The sequence below is a fragment of the Shewanella cyperi genome (assembly GCF_017354985.1).
Lineage (GTDB): Bacteria > Pseudomonadota > Gammaproteobacteria > Enterobacterales > Shewanellaceae > Shewanella > Shewanella cyperi.
Window position 1 is genome coordinate 1,324,819 of the sequence record NZ_CP071501.1, and the last position, 17,374, is coordinate 1,342,192.

General features: G+C 57.2%; 17 protein-coding genes and 1 riboswitch. Of the genes, 5 read left to right on the plus strand and 12 right to left on the minus strand.

All coding sequences use genetic code 11. The features are described from left to right. Positions 1–126: 126 nt before the first annotated feature. The 7 genes from JYB84_RS05555 to JYB84_RS05585 all read right to left on the minus strand — a co-directional run bounded on the left by JYB84_RS05555 (position 127) and on the right by JYB84_RS05585 (position 8,124). Positions 127–1,419: a GGDEF domain-containing protein gene (locus JYB84_RS05555; protein ID WP_207322437.1), complete on the minus strand. Its 1,293-nt coding sequence runs from the start codon at positions 1,417–1,419 to the stop codon at positions 127–129. A 21-nt stretch (positions 1,420–1,440) separates the two neighbouring features. Beyond that, positions 1,441–2,004 carry an acyltransferase gene (locus tag JYB84_RS05560; RefSeq protein WP_207323116.1) on the minus strand — a complete coding sequence of 188 codons (564 nt, stop codon included), beginning with the start codon at positions 2,002–2,004 and terminating at the stop codon, positions 1,441–1,443. Positions 2,005–2,045: 41 nt separating this feature from the next. Beyond that, positions 2,046–2,780 (minus strand): tRNA (N6-threonylcarbamoyladenosine(37)-N6)-methyltransferase TrmO, encoded by a 735-nt coding sequence (gene tsaA, locus JYB84_RS05565; RefSeq protein ID WP_207322438.1) that lies wholly within the window; start codon positions 2,778–2,780, stop codon positions 2,046–2,048. A gap of 9 nt (positions 2,781–2,789) precedes the next feature. Beyond that, positions 2,790–3,164, minus strand: coding sequence for an Rcs stress response system protein RcsF (gene rcsF / locus JYB84_RS05570; RefSeq protein WP_207322439.1), 375 nt, complete (start codon positions 3,162–3,164; stop codon positions 2,790–2,792). A 61-nt stretch (positions 3,165–3,225) separates the two neighbouring features. Beyond that, positions 3,226–4,494 carry an amidohydrolase family protein gene (locus JYB84_RS05575; RefSeq protein ID WP_207322440.1) on the minus strand — a complete coding sequence of 423 codons (1,269 nt, stop codon included), beginning with the start codon at positions 4,492–4,494 and terminating at the stop codon, positions 3,226–3,228. Then, positions 4,494–7,571, minus strand: coding sequence for an amidohydrolase family protein (locus tag JYB84_RS05580; RefSeq protein ID WP_207322441.1), 3,078 nt, complete (start codon positions 7,569–7,571; stop codon positions 4,494–4,496). The genes JYB84_RS05575 and JYB84_RS05580 overlap by 1 nt, the downstream gene beginning before the upstream one ends. Before the next feature lie 157 nt (positions 7,572–7,728). Next, positions 7,729–8,124, minus strand: a complete 396-nt coding sequence (locus JYB84_RS05585) for an H-NS histone family protein (protein WP_207322442.1) — start codon at positions 8,122–8,124, stop codon at positions 7,729–7,731. Positions 8,125–8,430: 306 nt separating this feature from the next. On the opposite strand from JYB84_RS05585, the gene JYB84_RS05590 reads away from it, so the two are divergent. The 5 genes from JYB84_RS05590 (at position 8,431) to JYB84_RS05610 (ending at position 13,177) form a co-directional block, all read left to right on the plus strand. Then, complete coding sequence (locus JYB84_RS05590; RefSeq protein WP_207322443.1) at positions 8,431–9,180, plus strand: electron transfer flavoprotein subunit beta/FixA family protein; 750 nt, start codon at positions 8,431–8,433, stop codon at positions 9,178–9,180. Continuing rightward, positions 9,181–10,104 carry an electron transfer flavoprotein subunit alpha/FixB family protein gene (locus JYB84_RS05595; protein WP_207322444.1) on the plus strand — a complete coding sequence of 308 codons (924 nt, stop codon included), beginning with the start codon at positions 9,181–9,183 and terminating at the stop codon, positions 10,102–10,104. Positions 10,105–10,228: 124 nt separating this feature from the next. Continuing rightward, positions 10,229–10,432: riboswitch (Lysine riboswitch) on the plus strand. Between the two features lie 80 nt (positions 10,433–10,512). Beyond that, a complete protein-coding gene (locus JYB84_RS05600; protein WP_207322445.1) occupies positions 10,513–12,078 on the plus strand; it encodes a Na+/H+ antiporter NhaC family protein in 1,566 nt (521 codons plus the stop codon). A gap of 104 nt (positions 12,079–12,182) precedes the next feature. Next, positions 12,183–12,761: a thymidine kinase gene (locus JYB84_RS05605; RefSeq protein ID WP_207322446.1), complete on the plus strand. Its 579-nt coding sequence runs from the start codon at positions 12,183–12,185 to the stop codon at positions 12,759–12,761. After that, positions 12,752–13,177: a GNAT family N-acetyltransferase gene (locus JYB84_RS05610; RefSeq protein WP_207322447.1), complete on the plus strand. Its 426-nt coding sequence runs from the start codon at positions 12,752–12,754 to the stop codon at positions 13,175–13,177. Before JYB84_RS05605 ends, JYB84_RS05610 begins: the two co-directional genes overlap by 10 nt. Positions 13,178–13,231: 54 nt before the next feature. Here the strand turns inward: JYB84_RS05610 and JYB84_RS05615 are convergent, their stop codons facing one another. From JYB84_RS05615 to nirK, 5 genes are all read right to left on the minus strand, one after another. After that, positions 13,232–13,993 carry a Crp/Fnr family transcriptional regulator gene (locus tag JYB84_RS05615; protein WP_207322448.1) on the minus strand — a complete coding sequence of 254 codons (762 nt, stop codon included), beginning with the start codon at positions 13,991–13,993 and terminating at the stop codon, positions 13,232–13,234. Positions 13,994–14,117: 124 nt separating this feature from the next. Next, positions 14,118–14,609: a copper chaperone PCu(A)C gene (locus tag JYB84_RS05620; protein WP_228290895.1), complete on the minus strand. Its 492-nt coding sequence runs from the start codon at positions 14,607–14,609 to the stop codon at positions 14,118–14,120. A 10-nt stretch (positions 14,610–14,619) separates the two neighbouring features. Then, positions 14,620–15,279 carry an SCO family protein gene (locus tag JYB84_RS05625; RefSeq protein ID WP_207322449.1) on the minus strand — a complete coding sequence of 220 codons (660 nt, stop codon included), beginning with the start codon at positions 15,277–15,279 and terminating at the stop codon, positions 14,620–14,622. A gap of 17 nt (positions 15,280–15,296) precedes the next feature. Then, a complete protein-coding gene (locus JYB84_RS05630; protein WP_207322450.1) occupies positions 15,297–16,151 on the minus strand; it encodes a hypothetical protein in 855 nt (284 codons plus the stop codon). Positions 16,152–16,197: 46 nt separating this feature from the next. Continuing rightward, positions 16,198–17,373, minus strand: a complete 1,176-nt coding sequence (gene nirK / locus JYB84_RS05635) for a copper-containing nitrite reductase (RefSeq protein ID WP_207322451.1) — start codon at positions 17,371–17,373, stop codon at positions 16,198–16,200. Between the last annotated feature and the right edge of the window lies 1 nt (position 17,374).

The window sequence follows — 17,374 nt, forward strand, 5'->3', positions numbered from 1 at the left end:
GTCACCTTGGAACCGAGGATAAATGGGAGGATTTATGCCTGATGAGGCAGCTGTTTATCAGCCGATGGCACTGTATCGGGGCCGGGAGATTTCGCGAGCCGGGGATTCCGTCAGCCGGGAGTGCCGTCAGCTGACCTGGGCGATGGGAGCTTGCCTGTCCGGCAGGGCACAGGGAGCCACCAGGGCCTGATTGCCCCCTTGAGCCCGGGCTTGCACTAAGGCCGCTTCGGCATCCTGTAGCAGGCTGTCCCAGGCGTGGGCCGAGCGTGGCACCTGACTGGCGATGCCCACCGACAGAGTGATGCGGGGATTGCTGGCCTTGAGTGGTGCGGGAATATCGGCACTCAGGGTCAACTGACATAATTTTTGGGCCTGTTTGACGGCCTGTTCCAGATCGGTTCCCGACAGCACCAGGGCCAGGGTGTCATCGCGCACATGGGCAAGAAAATCATCGGCCCGGTTGCAATGCAATTCCAGCAGTTGGATCACGCGGATAAAGCTTGGGTGGGGCAGGGGCCCCAGTGGCGTGCCGTCATATTGTTGCAGCTTGTCGGGACTCAGCAACAACAGCGACAGATTATCGCCGTGGCGCAGGGCCCTGAGCCATTGCTGCTGCAAATGTTGATTGAGGGCACTGCGATTGTGGAGACCTGTGATGGCGTCTTTTTGTGCCAGGCCGGTTTCCTGTCCCAGACGTTGCTGCAAGCGGCTGAGTTGCTCGTCCATTTGCTGTACTTCACGATTGACCGGCGTGAGTCCCGCAACTATCGGCCGCTGCTGGCTGAGGAGATTCAATCTGCGTCTGAGCTGCAGCAGGGGTCTGACAAAGTGACGCCCGAGGATAAACCAGGCCAGGGTTTGGCTGATGAGTAACAGCAGCAGGGTAAAGCCGGCCAGGATCAGCTTGAGTTTCCAGCGATCCAGCGCCGCATCGTGTTGCTGTTTGTCCAGTTGGGATTGGCTGAGTTTGCCGATGCGCACTCCCAGATCGCGACTGGCCTCAGCCATTCCAGGTAAGGAAAAGGCGTCAGTGGCCTGTGGATCCAAAGACTTCAAGCTTCGCAGCAACTCCTCTGCCAGCCCTTTGGCCTTGGGATCCTCCAGACTATCGGTCAGTTGTTGTTGGCGTTCGCCAAGTTCTGTGAGCCACACCTGACGTTCCCGCGGCGAAAGACTGGGCCAGTGGCGGGCCAATTTTTCCATTCCCAATTGCTGCATCTGAGCCTGCTGCTGGGCTTGCTGCTGGATGCGATAGCTGTCTATCCAACTGTCCTGCAAGTCCGCCATCCTGTCTATGGTTAACATGGCAATCACGCAGCTGATAAGAGGCAGTATCGACAACAACAGAAAGCCGAGCCTGAGCCTCTGTTTCATTGAAGGCAGGCGGGACTCATCTGTTTCGGTTGTCGCATTGGCCATGGGCTTGCTTCCTTGTCTGGCTTATTTGTCGCGTCTGTCGCCTATGACCCGCGCCGGGTTACCTGCCACTATGGCATAGTCGGGCACGTCCCGGGTCACAATGGCGCCCATGCCCACCACGGCGTGATTGCCTATGGTGACACCGTCCACTACCCCGGCCTGGGCACCAATCCACACATCTTCCCCTATGGTGATGCCCCGGGAACTGACGGCTTGCTGATACAGCGGCCGGTCGAGGGCCATGCCATGGTTAAAGGCATAGAGGGTGACATTATTGGCGATACGGGTTCTGTTGCCTATCTTGATGCCCACCCGGCCACCGTCGATGGAGCAACCATGGTTGATGGCCACCTCGTCACCCAGGGTGAGGGGGCCATGAATAAAGCTTTCTGCCGCTATCATACAGCGATTGCCCATGCGTATATCCCGGCCCGGTTCGGCAAACAGCCTTGCTTCGGGGGCAATAAAACAATCCTGGCCCAGGTGCACCGTTTCAAGCGCCGTTAATTCTGCCTGCACTGCTTGCTGCCAGGGCCTGGCCCAGGCCAGATGCTTATCCTTGAGCGAATAATAAAGCCAGGGCATCCACGACAGGCGTTTTTTGTGCTGGGCCTGATAATCCGGACTCAAGTGCCGCTCTCCAGCATGCCGGGCCTGAGTTCGAGCACCTCTATTCCCTTTGGACCAATCTGCCAGAAGATATCCAGATCGTACAGGGCCACCTGATATAACTTGGCGTCGTCCTTGGCCTTTTTATAGGCGGGACGGGGATCCTGGGCCAGCACCCCCTCAATGAGAGCCCTGAGATTGGGGCTTTGGGGCCGGGCGCCGTATCTGGCCACCTGGGCCTCGGCTTCGCTGCAAAAATGCACCGGGTATTGAACCGGCGCTTCCTGGGCCATGCCGCCGATGGCATCGGGGATGGCGTCCGAAAAGGGAATATAGGGTTTGATATCGATAATCGGGGTGCCATCGAGCAGGTCCATACCGCTGATCTCGAGGCAAATCTTGCCGCCACGACGGACTATGCCATGGAGCTTGACCACAGACTGGCCTATGCCGTTGGGCCTGAAGGTGGAGCGGGTGGCGAATACCCCCAGCTTTTCATTACCGCCGAGCCTCGGGGGCCGCACCGTGGTTTTCCAGCCCTGGGCCAGATTTTCATGGAAGCAGAACAGCAACCACAGATGGGAGTATTGCTCCAGGCCGCGTACCGAATCGGGATCGTTAAAGGGGCCGGTTAGCTCCACGTAACCGTGAACATCCACCAGGCCAGGTTGGCGCGGAATACCGAACTTCTGTTTATAGGGCGTGCGGCAATAGGCGACGGCGGTAATTTGGTTACTGAAACTGGCTGACATGAAAACCGCTTATTCCTGCTGTTGACGGATGGCCTGACCAACACACATGGCGCTGGTAATGCAGCCGGGGCTGGGCTCGGTGATCAGGATGCATTGACGTATGATGAGGCCATTGGCGCCCTGATCGGCAGCCTGGCGCCTGGCATGGGTGCGGGCATCGGCGAGGGTCACGGGCACATCCTGTGGCAGGGCTTGGCAGGCATGACCCTCGACCAAGCCTATAACCTCATAGCGACCCGCGGGACGGGCATCGCCTTCGAACAGCTGCACGTCCCCGGCCTTGAAATAGTCTTTGATGGCCTTGCCATCGAGATTGCTGTTGAACTGGTAACCGGCGCAACCACCGAGTACCGGCACCAACAACAAGGGCAGTGCTGCTTTCATGTTCATCCCCTGAGCTTGAATATAAGGCAAGGCGAAAACGCCTTGCCTGCGTCAGGAAATTCTACTTCTTCAAGTACTTTTGATAAAGCTGCTGCTGGCGATTATTCAAATCCACCCGGCGGCCGTCGATAAACAGGGCCTCAATGCGACCGCTCATGGGGTCCAGTATATCGCCCTCGGCCACTATGATGTTGCCGCGGTAGCCCACCTCGAGCGCCCCCATGTCATCCACCCCCAGCATGCGGGCCGCATCCAGGGTGATGGCCCGCAGTGCCTTGTCCTGACCCAAACCATGGGCCGCGGCATAGCCGGCGGCAAAGGCCAGGTTACGGCTATCCCAATCACCGCTGTAGCCAATGGCGAAGGGTACACCGGCATCGTTCAGCAGCGCTGGAATACGGAAGGCCATGTCAACGGGTTCATCGCTGCGCTGGGGCAGGCTGAAGACGCTGGCATAGATGACCCTGGCTCCCAACTCGTTAAGTGACGCGGCCTGGCGCCAGGCATCGTAGCCACCGACAATCACGGGTTTGAGCTGGTATTCACGGCACAGTTTCAGGGCTTCCTCAATGTGCTGTTCCCTGTCCACGTGGATGAACAGGGTGGCGGCGTCATCAAACAGCGGCGCCATGGCGGCCAGATTGCGCTGCTGCGCTATCTTGTCGCCGGCCTTGATGCCCAGGGCATAGCGCTTGGCGTCGGCAAACAGGGTGCGGATTTGCCTGATGGCCTCATCGTGCTCCTTGAGTTGCTTGCTGCGCTCCTCATCATCGCTGGCCAGGGGGCCGAGTTCCGGCCAGTACAGGTGCTGGCCCATGCGGCTTGGCACCAGGGCCTGTTCCACAGTCCAGCTGTCCAGTCCCACCAGGGCGCTTTGACCCGCCATGGCTTCCCCTTCGGGCACCAGCTGCACATGGCTGATACCGTTGCGGCGCAGGGTAGGGATGATCTCCGAATCCGGATTGAAGGCGCTGGCGGCCCTGAGTTCGGCATTGTTCAATCCCACATCGGCGATGTCGCGGGTGGGTCTGGCCATCTCGATTTCGACCATGCCGGCGTGGGAGTCCAGGGCGATAAGTCCCGGATAGATACGTTTGCCGCTGGCATCAATTTCCTCGGCGCCCTCGGCGGCGAGTTGTTTGCCTATGGCGGCAATGCGTCCGTCATGCAGCAGCAGATCGGTATCTTCCAGGATCCCCTGACTGACGGTGTAGAGGGTGGCGTGGCGCAGCACCAGGTCGCGGCTCTGGGCCGTGGCCGGAATAAGATCATGTGCCACGGCAGGCAGGGCCAGCAGGGGCAGTAAAAGGCTGGAAAGCAGGGTTCTCATTACAGGGCTCCCTCGAAAGTCTGGCCGGCATGGGTGCCAAAGGCCTGGTAATGGGTATCACAATGCCACTGGGGCTCGTTATTGTCCTTGGGCGTTTCACCGGCGGTGCGTTTGGCATCGGCGCTGAGAATTTTCTGCACCAAGGCCGCGCGCTCTTCGTCCTGGGCGCGGGCGATGGTGGCATCGGTCTCGCGATCAAAGTAGCGCTTGCCATCGACCCAGACGGCTTCGGTGCGGGCATAGACGGACAGCGGGTTATTGTCCCACAGCACCAGATCCGCGGATTTACCCACCTTGATGGAGCCCACCTTGTCCTCAACCCCCAGTTGCTTGGCCGGGTTGATGGTAACCATCTTCCAGGCTTCCTCGGCGCTCATGCCGCAATACATCATGGACTTGGCGGCCTCCTGATTCAGGCGGCGCTGGGTTTCAAAGCTGTCGGAGTTGATGCTGGTGACTACCCCCTTTTGCGTCATCAGGCAGGCATTTTGGGGAATGGCGTCATAGACCTCAAACTTGTAGGCCCACCAGTCGGAGAAGGTGGAGGCGCCGGCACCATGGGCCGCCAGTTCATCCGCCAGCTTGTAACCTTCGAGCACGTGGGTGAAGGCCTTGATCTTGAATTTGTAGGTTTCGGCCAGGCGCAGGAACATCAGGATTTCAGATTGCACATAGGAGTGAATGTGCACATCCCGCTGCTGCTTGAGTACCTCAAGCACGGCATCCAGACGGGTGCTGGGGCGGGGGCTCAGGGTGCGTTTTTTGTCTGAGCTGCGCAGCCTCTCATACTGGGCCAATTCACTCTCGTAATGTCTGGCGGCATCAAAGGCATCGGCTATGGCGGATTCCACCCCCATGCGACTCTGGGGAAAGCGGCTGGTGAATTTGTCGCCCCAGTTGCTCTGTTTGACGTTTTCACCCAGGGCAAATTTGATGCTGGCCGGAGCGCCCTTGAATTTGAGTGCTTCGGCATTTTCACCCCACCTGAGTTTAATCAGCTGGGATTGACCGCCTATGGGGTTGGCGCTGCCGTGCAGCAGTTGTGCCGTGGTCACCCCGCCGGACAGACCGCGGTAAAGGGCAATTTCATCCGGATTGAGTATGTCGCCAATGCGCACTTCGGCGGTGATGGCCTCCGAGTCCTCGTTGGTGCCGCCGTTGATGGCGATATGGCTGTGCTCATCGACTATACCCGCCGTGAGGTGTTTGCCACTGGCATCTATTACGCGATAACCGCTGGGAGTCGACAGTTGCTTGCCGATGCGCTCTATCTTGCCATCGGCCAGCAGCAGATCGGCGTCCTCCAGTATGCCCTCGGCTTCCGAGGTCCAGATGGTGGCGTGGCGGATATGCAGTCGTTCGGCCTTGGGCAGTTGCTCCAGACCAAAGGCCACATTGGGTTGGGTGAGTTTGCCAATCAGGGGCTCGGCGGGTTTGGCCTGCTCCTTGGGTGGCTGATTTTTATTGTCCGCTGTAGTCAGGTCCTCCGCTGCGGCGGCTGTACCTGCTAGAGGCTGCGCTTGCCCTTTGGCATCAGTCATCCGGCCCGAAACACCATCCTTATCGAATACCAGACTGAAGCGACTCAGGCCTGTCATTCCGGCGGCAGAGAGATCGGCGCTGAAGATCAAGCGGCCGTCGACCAACTTGGGTTCCTGCAACTCAATGCTGGTTTCGCCACTGCTGAGGCTGCCCTTGAGTTTGGGCTCGGTTTCCAGCTCAAGTGTTAATTCCAGTTCATCCAGCTGCAGTCGATATTGGCCGGACAGTGTGTCCCTGGGGCTCAATTCCTGCTCATCGCCCTGCAGCCAGACGCTCACTATTTTACCGTCTTTGAACAGATCGCCGCGGCTGACCACCAAGTCGGCCATGTAGCCGGGGGCCAGGCGACCGGCAATGTCGTCAATGCCGGCCAATTCTGCGGCACTGCTGGTAAGGGCCGCCAGAGCGTCGGTCTCACTCAGTCCATGGGCAATGGCCTGGCGTAGTCTGGGCCAGAAGTCTTCCGCTTTACTGATGCCATATTGGGTAAAGGCAAAGGGTAATTTGCTGTTGGCCACCAGTGCCGGGTTGGCCGGCGCCCGCTCCCAATGCCGCAGTTCGGCAAGGGATACCTCACGCTCAACCAGGGGATCGGCAACCTCGGGAGCCTTGGGGAAGTTGAGCGGCAATATCAGCCCAAAGGACTGGGCCTTGAGTTCATCCAATCTGGCATACTCTTGGCCGTTGCCCAGCAGGGTGCCCTTGAGCTTCTGCTCGGACAAGAGTCGGGCCGCCCGCAATTGGCTGTTCAAATCACGGGTATCAAACAGAAATGTTTGTTGTTCCAGATTGCCCAGGGCATCCAGGGCACTGTTGAATTCCAGACCGGAAATAACCGCCTGCTCTGCCAACTTGGTTTTATTTTCCTGATACCAACGGACATCGCTGAAGGTTTGTCTTATCAGGGCCATGGCCCCCATTAAAGAGCGGGGATAATCCTGTTTTGAGCTGCCTTTATCGAAGGCGATAAATTGCTGTCCCTGAGAGCGATAGATAAGCTCAGAAGGATTTTTATCGGCCAGGGATACCACGGCGGCGCGACCACGGAAAATGCCATCAAGTTTTGCCGTCTGCACACTGGTAAAACCGTTATTGGTCCATTTATCCGCGGCACCTTTATTGGGCTCGATATAATCCACCCATTGCATCTGGGCATGAATAGCACCGTTGTCAGCATTGCCACCAACGCGTTTTATTTCATAGACAGGTCTTTCCCGCTCATCTTTGGGATACTCGTAGCCAATACCATATTCGGCAAAGGGATCAATAAAGCCCGGATATACCTCATAGCCACTTAAGTCTATCACCAGGGCATTTTCCGGTATCTGACCGTCTTTAATGATCTCTTTAATATGATTGCCTTCAATGACCAGGGTGGCATTGGTCAGGGTTTCGGTGGCCGATAAATGCAGTGTGGCTCCGGTAATGGCGGTCAGGCGGGTGAGGGGAGCTTGGAGTAAGGTCTTGGCCGATAAGGGCAGAGAGATCACTGCCGGCAACAGCCACAAAAGGGTTTTGGCATTCAACTTGTTCATTTTATTAGTTCAGTTGCGTCTGCGGGACAAAGGTGAATCGAGGTTAACCGAATTGGATACCCATTGGCAAAAACGGAATTGTAAATGACTTTGCTGTTTTGGCGGCCATAAACAAAAAGCCCGGCAATGCCGGGCTTTTTAATGGTGTCAGGGACAATTAGATGAGGAAATCATCCATTGAACGACCCTTGTCCATTTCATTCTTGAATACGGTTGGCATGCGGCCTTGACCAGTCCAGGTCACTGTCTCGCCATTGACTTCAATTTGGTATTTGGCAGGGCGTGGTGCACGCTTTTTACCGGCAGGCTTGGCTACACCGGTTACGCCCAGATCATCTACAGACAAACCGATTTCAGCCATTTGCTTGCGAATTTCTTCAATCTTGGCGATGCGCTCGGCATTGGCCTTCAATTCTTCTTCGGCTTCGGCTTCGCGATCAGCAATCACTTTTTCCAACTTGGCTGCAACATCACGGAGATCGGCAACTGACAAATCTTTTACAGCGGCTTTAAAACGGCGACCATGAGTCAATATTTCCAGAAATTCGCTCATACTATTTTTTTTCCAGTTCAAATTGTCCGAAGACGGGTTAACGGATAACAGTGAAATAATAGAAATAAATATTTAAACTGGCAAATTAAAATTCCCTTTAATTAAAAAAATGCACGCTTATAAGTCAAAAATGCGCATTTTCTGTCTGAAGTGTTCAAAAATCTGGCCAGTGATGGGAGTCGCAAAGATACTTAAGCGCTGCTGTCTCAGGTTGACGTTTACGTTAACAGGACGTAAAGTTGGCCTATTCCGTGCCGGTTGCACCGGCACATTCCACTGAAAGATAAGGTGCAGGAAGGAAACCCTATGAAAGTATTGGTGCCTGTAAAGCGCGTGGTCGATGCCAATGTCAAGGTCAGGGTCAAAGCCGACAACACAAATGTTGATACGGCCAACCTCAAGATGGCTATCAACCCCTTTTGTGAAATCGCCGTTGAAGAGGCTGTGCGCCTGAAAGAAGCCGGTGTGGTCAGTGAAATCGTGGTGGTCAGCGTCGGCAGCAAGGCTGTTCAGGAACAGATGCGCACCGCCATGGCACTGGGTGCCGATCGCGGCATTCAGGTTGAAGCAGAAGATGAATTGGCACCTATCTCCATTGCCAAGCTGCTGAAGGCCGTACAGGACAAGGAACAGGCACAATTGATCCTCATGGGCAAGCAGTCCATCGACGGTGACAACAACCAGACCGGTCAGATGCTGGCCGCGCTGATGGATGCTCCCCAGGCGACCTTCGCTTCCAAGCTGCAGGTGGAAGGCAATACCCTGCTGGTGACCCGTGAAGTGGACGGCGGTTTGCAAACCCTGAAGCTGCCGATGCCAGCTGTAATTACCACAGACTTGCGTCTGAACGAGCCCCGTTATGCCAAGCTGCCCGATATCATGAAGGCCAAACGCAAGCCCCTGGACACTGTGACCGCGGCCGATTTGGGCGTGACCCTGAAGTCACACCAGAATCTGGTAAGCGTCAATGCACCTGCGGCCCGTCAGGCCGGCATCATGGTTGCCTCGGTTGAGGAACTGGTGGAAAAACTGAAAAACGAAGCGAAGGTGATCTAAATGGCCATTTTAGTAGTTGCAGAACATGATAATGCCAGTCTGAAACTGGATACCGCCAAGGTAGTGACTGCGGCCAAGGCCATTGGTGGCGACGTACACCTGCTGGTGGCCGGTGCCAACTGCGCCGCCGTCGCCGATGCTGCCGCCGCCATTGACGGCGTGTCCAAGGTCCTGCTGGCCGATAATGCCGTTTATGCAGCCCATCTGGCCGACAATATGGCGGCCCTGGTGTTGTCGCTGGCCGGCGATTACAGCCATATTCTTGCTCCTGCCAGCAGCATGGGCAAAGACATGTTGCCACGGGTCGCGGCTCTGCTGGATGTGGCTCAATTGTCCGAAGTGGTTCAAATCAAAGACGCCAACACCTTCGTGCGCCCCATCTATGCCGGTAACGCCATGGCCACTGTCACCAGTCTGGATGACAAGAAAGTCATGACAGTCCGTGCCAGCGCCTTTGATGCGGCTGCCAGCGGCGCACCTGCACCGGTCGCCAAGTTGGATCAGGTATTTGAGTCCAAGACCAGCTTCGTCTCCCAGGAGTTGTCTGTATCCGAGCGTCCCGAGCTTGGCAACGCCGGTGTGATAGTGTCCGGTGGCCGTGGCATGGGCAGCGGTGAAAACTTCGCCCTGCTTGAGCAACTGGCCGACAAACTGGGTGCCGCTGTGGGCGCATCCCGCGCCGCAGTGGACGCAGGCTTTGTGCCCAACGATCTGCAGGTGGGCCAGACCGGTAAGATAGTGGCGCCACAATTGTATATCGCTGTCGGTATCTCAGGTGCCATCCAGCACCTGGCCGGTATGAAAGACTCCAAGGTGATTGTTGCCATTAACAAAGATCCCGAAGCGCCCATCTTCCAGGTGGCAGACTACGGTCTGGCGGCGGATCTGTTCGAGGCAGTCCCCAAGCTGATTGAGTTGCTTTAAGCCTTAATCTGCGTCAGGATAGGCGCCCCCGGGGATACCCCCGGGGGCGCCTGTGTTTTTTATGCCCCGTTAAATTCAGCTAACCGCGTATTTTTGGCACAGGTCGGTTATAGAAAGTTCAGCTATAAAAAGTAGAGGTGCGTCAGGCAAAAGTAACGGTCGCTAGGGTGATGCCGGTGATCGACCGTGAAAGGGCTATGACGCCGAAGTGGGATAGGGGAATCACACCCGCCTGCTGGTGCTGTTTCCGATAAGGAACAGCACTGCCATAGTAAATGCCTGTCGGGATGATGGGCTGTCGTATTTACTGTGGAGCGCTACTGAAAGGACTGGTGCCCGCTGCATTCATTGTGCTTTTACACCGCTTCAGTTGCCCTCCATTCGTTAACCAAACGAAGATTAAATTCAATGAATGTAATGAGTTACGCCGAATCGGTGCTGTCTCTGCTGCCACCTGTGGTGGCAATCGTGTTGGCCATTTTGACCCGCAGGGTGCTGGTGTCCCTTGGGTTGGGTATTGTGGCCGGGATCCTGCTGCTGAGTGACTTTTCTCCCCTTGATGCCTGCCTGCTGCTGGGTGAACGGGTGGTTGCCCTGGTGTGGAGCGATGGTGCCCCCAACAGCTGGAACCTGTACATTCTGGGATTTCTGGTGCTGCTTGGGATGATCACCGCCCTTATCAGCGCCAGTGGCGCGGCCCGGGCCTTTGCCGACTGGGCCAGGGGACGGATCCGCAATAAGCGCGATGCCCAATTGCTGACCCTGTTTCTGGGCTGTGTGGTCTTTATCGACGACTATTTCAACAGCCTGGTGGTGGGCTCCATCGCCCGGCCCCTGACCGACAGGTATTATGTGTCCCGGGCCAAGCTGGCTTATTTGCTGGACTCCACCGCCGCCCCCGTGTGTGTGATTTCCCCTGTATCCAGTTGGGGCGCCTATATCATCGCCCTGATAGGTGGCATTCTGGCATCCCATGGCGTCAGCGACACAGGTCATTTGGCGGTATTTATCCAACTGATCCCGATGAACTTCTATGCCATTTTTGCCCTGGCAATGCTGCTGTGCGTGGTGCTGTTCGGTCTGGATGTGGGGGCCATGCGCCGGCATGAGCAATATGCCCAGCGTGGCAACCTTTATGATGAAACCAAGGGCGTGCCTCCGGGCAGCAATGTTGAGTTGCCGGAAGAGGGCAGCGGTAAGGTCGCCGGCTTGTTTGTGCCCATAGGCGTGCTGGTGCTGGCGACGGTCAGCTTTATGATCGGCAGCGGCGCCATGGCGCTGGCCGACGCCGGCCTGCCTTTTTCCCTGATTGGCGCCTTTGAGAAAACGGATGTGGGCGCATCGCTGTTTTTCGGGGCGCTGTTGGGGCTCAGCGCCACCCTGGCACTGGTGCTGTGGCAGGGCATGGCTCCTCGGTTGGTCAAGCGAGCCTCGGTACAAGGGGCTCGCTCCATGGTCCCGGCGCTGTATATCTTGCTGTTTGCCTGGACCATAGCGGGCATCATAGGAGAACTGGGCACGGGTAAATACATGGCCAGTCTGGCCGGTGGCAATCTGCCATTTGCCCTGCTGCCGGCGCTGATGTTTGTGCTGGCCGGCCTGACGGCGTTCGCCACCGGCACCAGCTGGGGCACCTTTGGCATCATGCTTCCCATAGCTGCCGATATGGCCATGGGCAGTCACAGTGCCATGATGCTGCCCATGCTGGCTTCGGTGCTGGCCGGCGCCGTGTTTGGCGATCACTGTTCACCTATTTCCGACACCACGATTTTGTCCTCCACCGGCGCCAGCTGCCATCACATAGATCATGTGCTGACCCAGCTGCCATATGCCCTTATTGTCGCCTTCATCAGCCTGGTGGGGTATACGGTGATGGGTGTGACCGAGTCCGTGTGGGCCGGTTTCGGTGTCGCCTCCCTGACCTTCGTGTTGGCGGTGCTGTGGCTGAAACACAAGTCCGGCGCCCGCGACTGACGCTGTGACAGTCCGTGGCCGCGGTGCAGGGAGGCGCCGCGGGACTTTCGGCGCAATTTGATGCTAAGATAGCCGCCGTTTGAGATAAGGACAGGAACTCCCCTTTGGCACAGCTCTATTTTTATTACTCGGCCATGAACGCCGGTAAATCCACCTCTTTGCTGCAATCTTCCTATAACTACCGCGAACGGGGGATGAACACCCTGGTGATGACCGCGTCCATCGATGACAGGTATGGCCTGGGCAAGGTGGCGTCGCGTATCGGTATTCAATCGGACGCCCAGGTATTTGGTGCCAATGACAACCTGCTCGACATGATAGCCACGGCCCACGCAGCGACCCCTTTGCACTGTGTGCTTATCGATGAGAGCCAGTTCCTCGCCAAGGATCAGGTGCGCCAGTTGACGGCCGTGGTGGATAAACTGGATATTCCCGTGCTCTGTTATGGTCTGCGTACCGATTTCCAGGGTGAGTTGTTCAGCGGCAGCCAGTATTTGCTGGCCTGGGCCGACAAGCTGGTGGAGCTCAAGACCATTTGTTACTGCGGTCGCAAGGCCAATATGGTGGTGCGCCGCGATAGCCAGGGCAATCCGGTGCGCGAAGGGGCTCAGGTCGCCATTGGCGGCAATGAAAGCTACGAGTCCGTGTGCCGTAAACACTTCCAGGAATTGGTATGGGATTGATCCGTACTGCCACGGAGCAAGACGCCACGGCGGTACAGTCACTGCTGGCGCAGCTGGGTTATCAACACCCGCTGGATGCCGTGGTTGAGCTGCTCAAACGCAGCGAAAAGGATGACAACAGCCTGTGCCTGCTGGCCTTTGACGGCGACAGGCCAGTGGGGCTGATGAGCCTGCTGTTTTTCTTTTATTTTCCGGCCGCAGCCCTGCAGTGCCGGATCACGGCCCTGGTGACCGACGAGCATTGCCGCGGGCAGGGCGTCGGCAAAGCCTTGTTGCAAAAGGCGCAGGAACTGGCCAAAGGCCGCGGCTGCAAGGCGCTGGAACTGACCACCTCGCTGTCACGCACCCAGGCCCAGGCCTGGTATGAGGCCCAGGGTATGAGCCGCACTTCTTATCGCTACTGCATTTCGCTATAACCTGGCGTTATTTCCTTAAGCTGGGCTGAGCGCCTGCGGCTGTCAATCCTGGCCTCAGTTGCTGAGGGTGAGGATATTTATCCGTTCGCAGGGCATGGCTGTGGCCTGCAGCTGCGCGTCTTCCAAGGGGATATTGGCGCTGGCATACAGCTGGCCTATGTCATCGATATGTATGGCGCTGCGGCACTCGCGGATAAGCCCCTCGGTGAGCATTTTCTTCATCAATCGGGAAAAGGTTTCCGGTTGAATCGACAGCCTCGACGCCAGCACCCGCTTGGGAATATCCAGCTCCACCACGCCCTGATTATCGCCGGTGCGTTTCAGGTTGCGCATCAGAAACAGCAGCAGCCGTGACTGGGCGTTTTGCACCGACAAGAGTTCCACTTCGTTGAGATCTTTACGCAGCCGGACGCTCATGGCGGCCATGATGGCGATGCAGGCATCGGCGTTGCGCTTGAGCAGCCCCAGGTAGATTTCACTGTCAAAGCTGACCAGAATACATTCGGACACAGCCTGGGCCGACACGGGATAGCTGGCCTGCTGGGAAAACATCAGCGCCTCGGCAAAGGTGCGGCCCTCGCGGACCACTTCAATGACCTTGTCCTGGCCCTGCAAGCTGGTGCGGTACAATTGCAGGTGTCCCTGGATCACCAGATAAAAACGTTTGGCAACATCCCCCTGGCGAAACAGGGTTTCCTGGGGCGCAAGCTGAATGCGGGCAGCGCTGCCGAGCAACTGCTCCAGCTCACCCTGACCCAGGGCGGCAAACAGGTGATGGCTGTGTACGGCATTTTTGATGGCGGCATCGGTAATCATGCAAAATTCCTGCAACTTACTTTGTCACACAAGTTAACCTAAATTCGGTTAACAATTTGTGATCCAGCGCAGGAAGCCCGGAACCGGGCCGCCCATTTGAAGGCTGCTCACCTTGATCAATGGATCAATGGTGCATGCTGTGATCGTGCATCCCCTGTTCGGCGTTGGCGCTGTCCTGCCCCTTGCCGCCGAACTGGGTGACCCTGGCTTTGGCCTGGAGCGTTTCACCGTCCGCCAGGGTAAGCTGCAAAGACACCTCTTCACCTTGCTCGGGCACACCGGCATTGAAGTCGGACATCATGGCGTGCAGCCCCTGGGGTTCCAGTTTGACCATGCCATGGGCCGGTATGCGTATGCTGTCCACCGGCAGCATTTTCATCATTTCGCCTTCCTGCACCGTCTGGTGCAGGGCTATCTCGCCCCTGGGACTGGCAATGCTGTTCAGTACCAGCTCCTTGTCACCGCCGTTGTGCAGTGTCAGGTACAGGGGAACCACCCTCGATGTTGGCGGCATGGCGCGGATCCAGGCGTCATGGACCATCAGGTCGCCGGCAAAGCTGCCGAAGGACATCAGCAGCAGGGTGGCCAAGGCGGATTTCATTTTAAGCTGTTGCATAAATTCTCCTTCAGCCCAGCAGGCTGGCAATTTGACTGCGCATTTCATCGAGCGCTGTGCCGGTGTAAAAGAAACCCCGTACCCGGCCACGGCCATCGATAACAAAAATTTTGGCGCTGTGGGAATAGAGGAAGCCCTTCTTGGCCGGTTGACTCTTGTCTTCCAGACTGAGCTTCTTGTATTCGGTGGTGACCTTTTCATCGGACAACTTGATGTAGTCGGCATGGTAAAGCCCGGCCACCTCATCGATTTTTTCGCGACTGTCCACCAAACCGATAAAGCTGGGGTCAAAATAGCTCAGATATTTATTCAGGTGGGTAGGGGTGTCATAGTCGCTGTCGATACTGACAAACAGCACCTGCACCTGCTCCCTTTGTCCGGGTTCCAGCTGCTTCATCAACTGGCTGATATGGGCCATGGTGGTGGGGCAAATGTCGGCGCAATTGGTGTAGCCGAAAAACATCAGCACCACCTTATCTTTGAAGTCCGACAGCCGTACCTCACCGCCGCGACTGCTCTGCAGGCTGAAATCACCGCCTATGCCCTTGAGAATCGGCATATCGGCAAAGGCGGGCAGGGCCAGGCTCAGTCCCAGCGACAGGGACAGGGCCGACAACAGGCGGCGGGAAAATTGGCTGCGCAGTGGGCGAAAGGACAGGTGTGACAGCATGGTTTTCTCCTTTAGGCTCAGCAACGGATCTCGGCACCGGGATCGGTAACCGGGGGTAAATATTGGCTCTGGTAATGTGCAATCAGCGCCCGGCCATCACGCACCAGCACTGTCATGCTGACGCCAACGCGGGCCAGCTCGGTTTCGCCCCACTGATTGATGGCGCTCCACTGATATTCCAAACTTACCGGATAGCTGCCATCGGCCTGGGCTGTACCTATGCTGAGGTTTTTAATGGCCCTGCGACTGTTTTGGTTGTTGAGTGCCTGCAGCGCCGCTTGATAGCTGACCGGGCTCAATTGGCCCGGTTCGGGACTGGTAAAGCTGGCCTCTGGCAGCAGCATGGAGGTCAGGGCCTGGGAGCCGGGATAGTCCAGGGCCTGGGTCCAGCGAAACAGCAGGGCGCGGATCAGGTTTTGCTCAGCGGCGGGACGGAATTGGCCACTGAGTTCATCGATTTCATTCACTTGGGTTTCGCTGGCAATCAGGGTCGGACCGGCCTGGGGTGCCGAATCACTGTTCTCCAGCGTCAGGGTTTGGATCAGGTAGCGACCTTCGCCGGGGCCGGCATCCCGTGCCTGGTACTCCAGTTCCACCTCCAACAGGAGACGACCATTTTCTTCAGCGATTTGGTCAATGGCCAGTATTTGGTGTGCCCCGGCAACAGGCTTGCCATTGGGATATTCGGCCAGATCGGTATTCACAGTCGCCTTGGGCTGTATGCCCAGATCCAGTTCGCCGTACCACTGATACACAGCGCTTTGAATCAGATAATCCGAGGGCGTGGCCGCCAGGGCAGGTTGGATGAACAGGGGACCAAACAGCAGGGCAGAGATCAGGGCTGACAGAGGTGTGGCAAAGGGACCTTTCATGGGACCTCCAAAAAAAGCGGGGGTGAAGTCACCCCCGCATCCGGACTCAGGCTGTGATGGCGCCTGGTTTTTTCACCTGTACCATCAGGTTGTCGTCCCACTCGCCTTCCACCTTGATGTGGGCTGCGGCACCTTTCATGATGGCTTCAATCAGGTTGTGGTTAACGTAGGCATAGAGGCCTGGCTGACGGAAGTTGTACAGTGCAGCTGCCGCGCTGCCACCGGCGACCATCCAGGTTTCCAGGTTGGTCTGTGGTGCGTCGGTGAAGGAACCGGCAGCCCAGACATAGTCACCGTGACCACCGATGATGTGCGGACGGGTGTCGCGGTTGGCCTGGGAGTGTACAAAGAGTACTGATTCACCCACCTTGGCGGTCATGGCGTTCTTGCCGGTCAGTGCGCCCACGGCACCGTTGAACACCACATGGGATGGGGTCAGGGTTTTCATTACGTCCATGACGTCCTGCATGCTGTCCATGACCGTCTTGAATTCCTTGTATTTGCCGTTGGCATCTTTGGGAATATAGAAGTCGGCTTCACCCACATAGTAGGCCTTGTCGTAGTGCAGAGGGTTGCCCTGGGCATCTTTCAGACCATCCCGTGGCAGTACCATGATGGCACCGTGCATACCCATGGCCACGTGCCATGGGATCATGGCGCCACCCGGGGCACAGTGGTACACAAAGGTACCGGCCTTGGTGGCCTTGAAGCGGAAGGTGACTTCCTGACCTGGAGATACCAGGGTCAGCTCACCGCCACCCAGAGCGCCGGTGGCTGAGTGCAGGTCGATGTTGTGGGCCAGGTTGTTGCTGGCAGGGTTAACCAGGGTCAGCTCCACAAAGTCATGCTGGTGACACACAATCAGCGGACCGGGCACGCTGCCGTTGAAGGCACAAACCCAGGCCTTGGTGCCGTTTTCCAGCTCGACCTGTTTCTCTTCGATCACCAGTTTCACTTCCACTACCTTGGGCTTGCCCGTGGCGATTTGGTCGTGCTTGGGCACCATTGGTGGTGGCACCAAATCCAGTTTTACACGCTCCAGCTGATCAGCGCTGTAGTTGGCCATGCGGTCATCTTTACGGGCTGCACCGGTTGCAGCGGCAGGGGCCGACATCAGACCGGCTGCCAGACCGGCACCCACCAGGCCAATACCTACTGAGCCACCGAGAAACTGACGACGTTGTTCGTTGATAACACCGGATTGTTGATTGTGCTTATCCATT

Bases quoted from the DNA above. Each gene is read 5' to 3' on its own strand.
- JYB84_RS05610 (WP_207322447.1), top strand. From the start codon at position 12,752: ATGGGATTGATCCGTACTGCCACGGAGCAAGACGCCACGGCGGTACAG.
- JYB84_RS05600 (WP_207322445.1), top strand. From the start codon at position 10,513: ATGAATGTAATGAGTTACGCCGAATCGGTGCTGTCTCTGCTGCCACCT.
- nirK (WP_207322451.1), bottom strand. From the start codon at position 17,373: ATGGATAAGCACAATCAACAATCCGGTGTTATCAACGAACAACGTCGT.
- JYB84_RS05625 (WP_207322449.1), bottom strand. From the start codon at position 15,279: ATGCTGTCACACCTGTCCTTTCGCCCACTGCGCAGCCAATTTTCCCGC.
- JYB84_RS05555 (WP_207322437.1), bottom strand. From the start codon at position 1,419: ATGGCCAATGCGACAACCGAAACAGATGAGTCCCGCCTGCCTTCAATG.
- JYB84_RS05585 (WP_207322442.1), bottom strand. From the start codon at position 8,124: ATGAGCGAATTTCTGGAAATATTGACTCATGGTCGCCGTTTTAAAGCC.
- JYB84_RS05575 (WP_207322440.1), bottom strand. From the start codon at position 4,494: ATGAGAACCCTGCTTTCCAGCCTTTTACTGCCCCTGCTGGCCCTGCCT.
- JYB84_RS05590 (WP_207322443.1), top strand. From the start codon at position 8,431: ATGAAAGTATTGGTGCCTGTAAAGCGCGTGGTCGATGCCAATGTCAAG.
- tsaA (WP_207322438.1), bottom strand. From the start codon at position 2,780: ATGTCAGCCAGTTTCAGTAACCAAATTACCGCCGTCGCCTATTGCCGC.
- JYB84_RS05560 (WP_207323116.1), bottom strand. From the start codon at position 2,004: ATGCCCTGGCTTTATTATTCGCTCAAGGATAAGCATCTGGCCTGGGCC.
- rcsF (WP_207322439.1), bottom strand. From the start codon at position 3,164: ATGAAAGCAGCACTGCCCTTGTTGTTGGTGCCGGTACTCGGTGGTTGC.
- JYB84_RS05595 (WP_207322444.1), top strand. From the start codon at position 9,181: ATGGCCATTTTAGTAGTTGCAGAACATGATAATGCCAGTCTGAAACTG.
- JYB84_RS05620 (WP_228290895.1), bottom strand. From the start codon at position 14,609: ATGCAACAGCTTAAAATGAAATCCGCCTTGGCCACCCTGCTGCTGATG.
- JYB84_RS05630 (WP_207322450.1), bottom strand. From the start codon at position 16,151: ATGAAAGGTCCCTTTGCCACACCTCTGTCAGCCCTGATCTCTGCCCTG.
- JYB84_RS05580 (WP_207322441.1), bottom strand. From the start codon at position 7,571: ATGAACAAGTTGAATGCCAAAACCCTTTTGTGGCTGTTGCCGGCAGTG.
- JYB84_RS05615 (WP_207322448.1), bottom strand. From the start codon at position 13,993: ATGATTACCGATGCCGCCATCAAAAATGCCGTACACAGCCATCACCTG.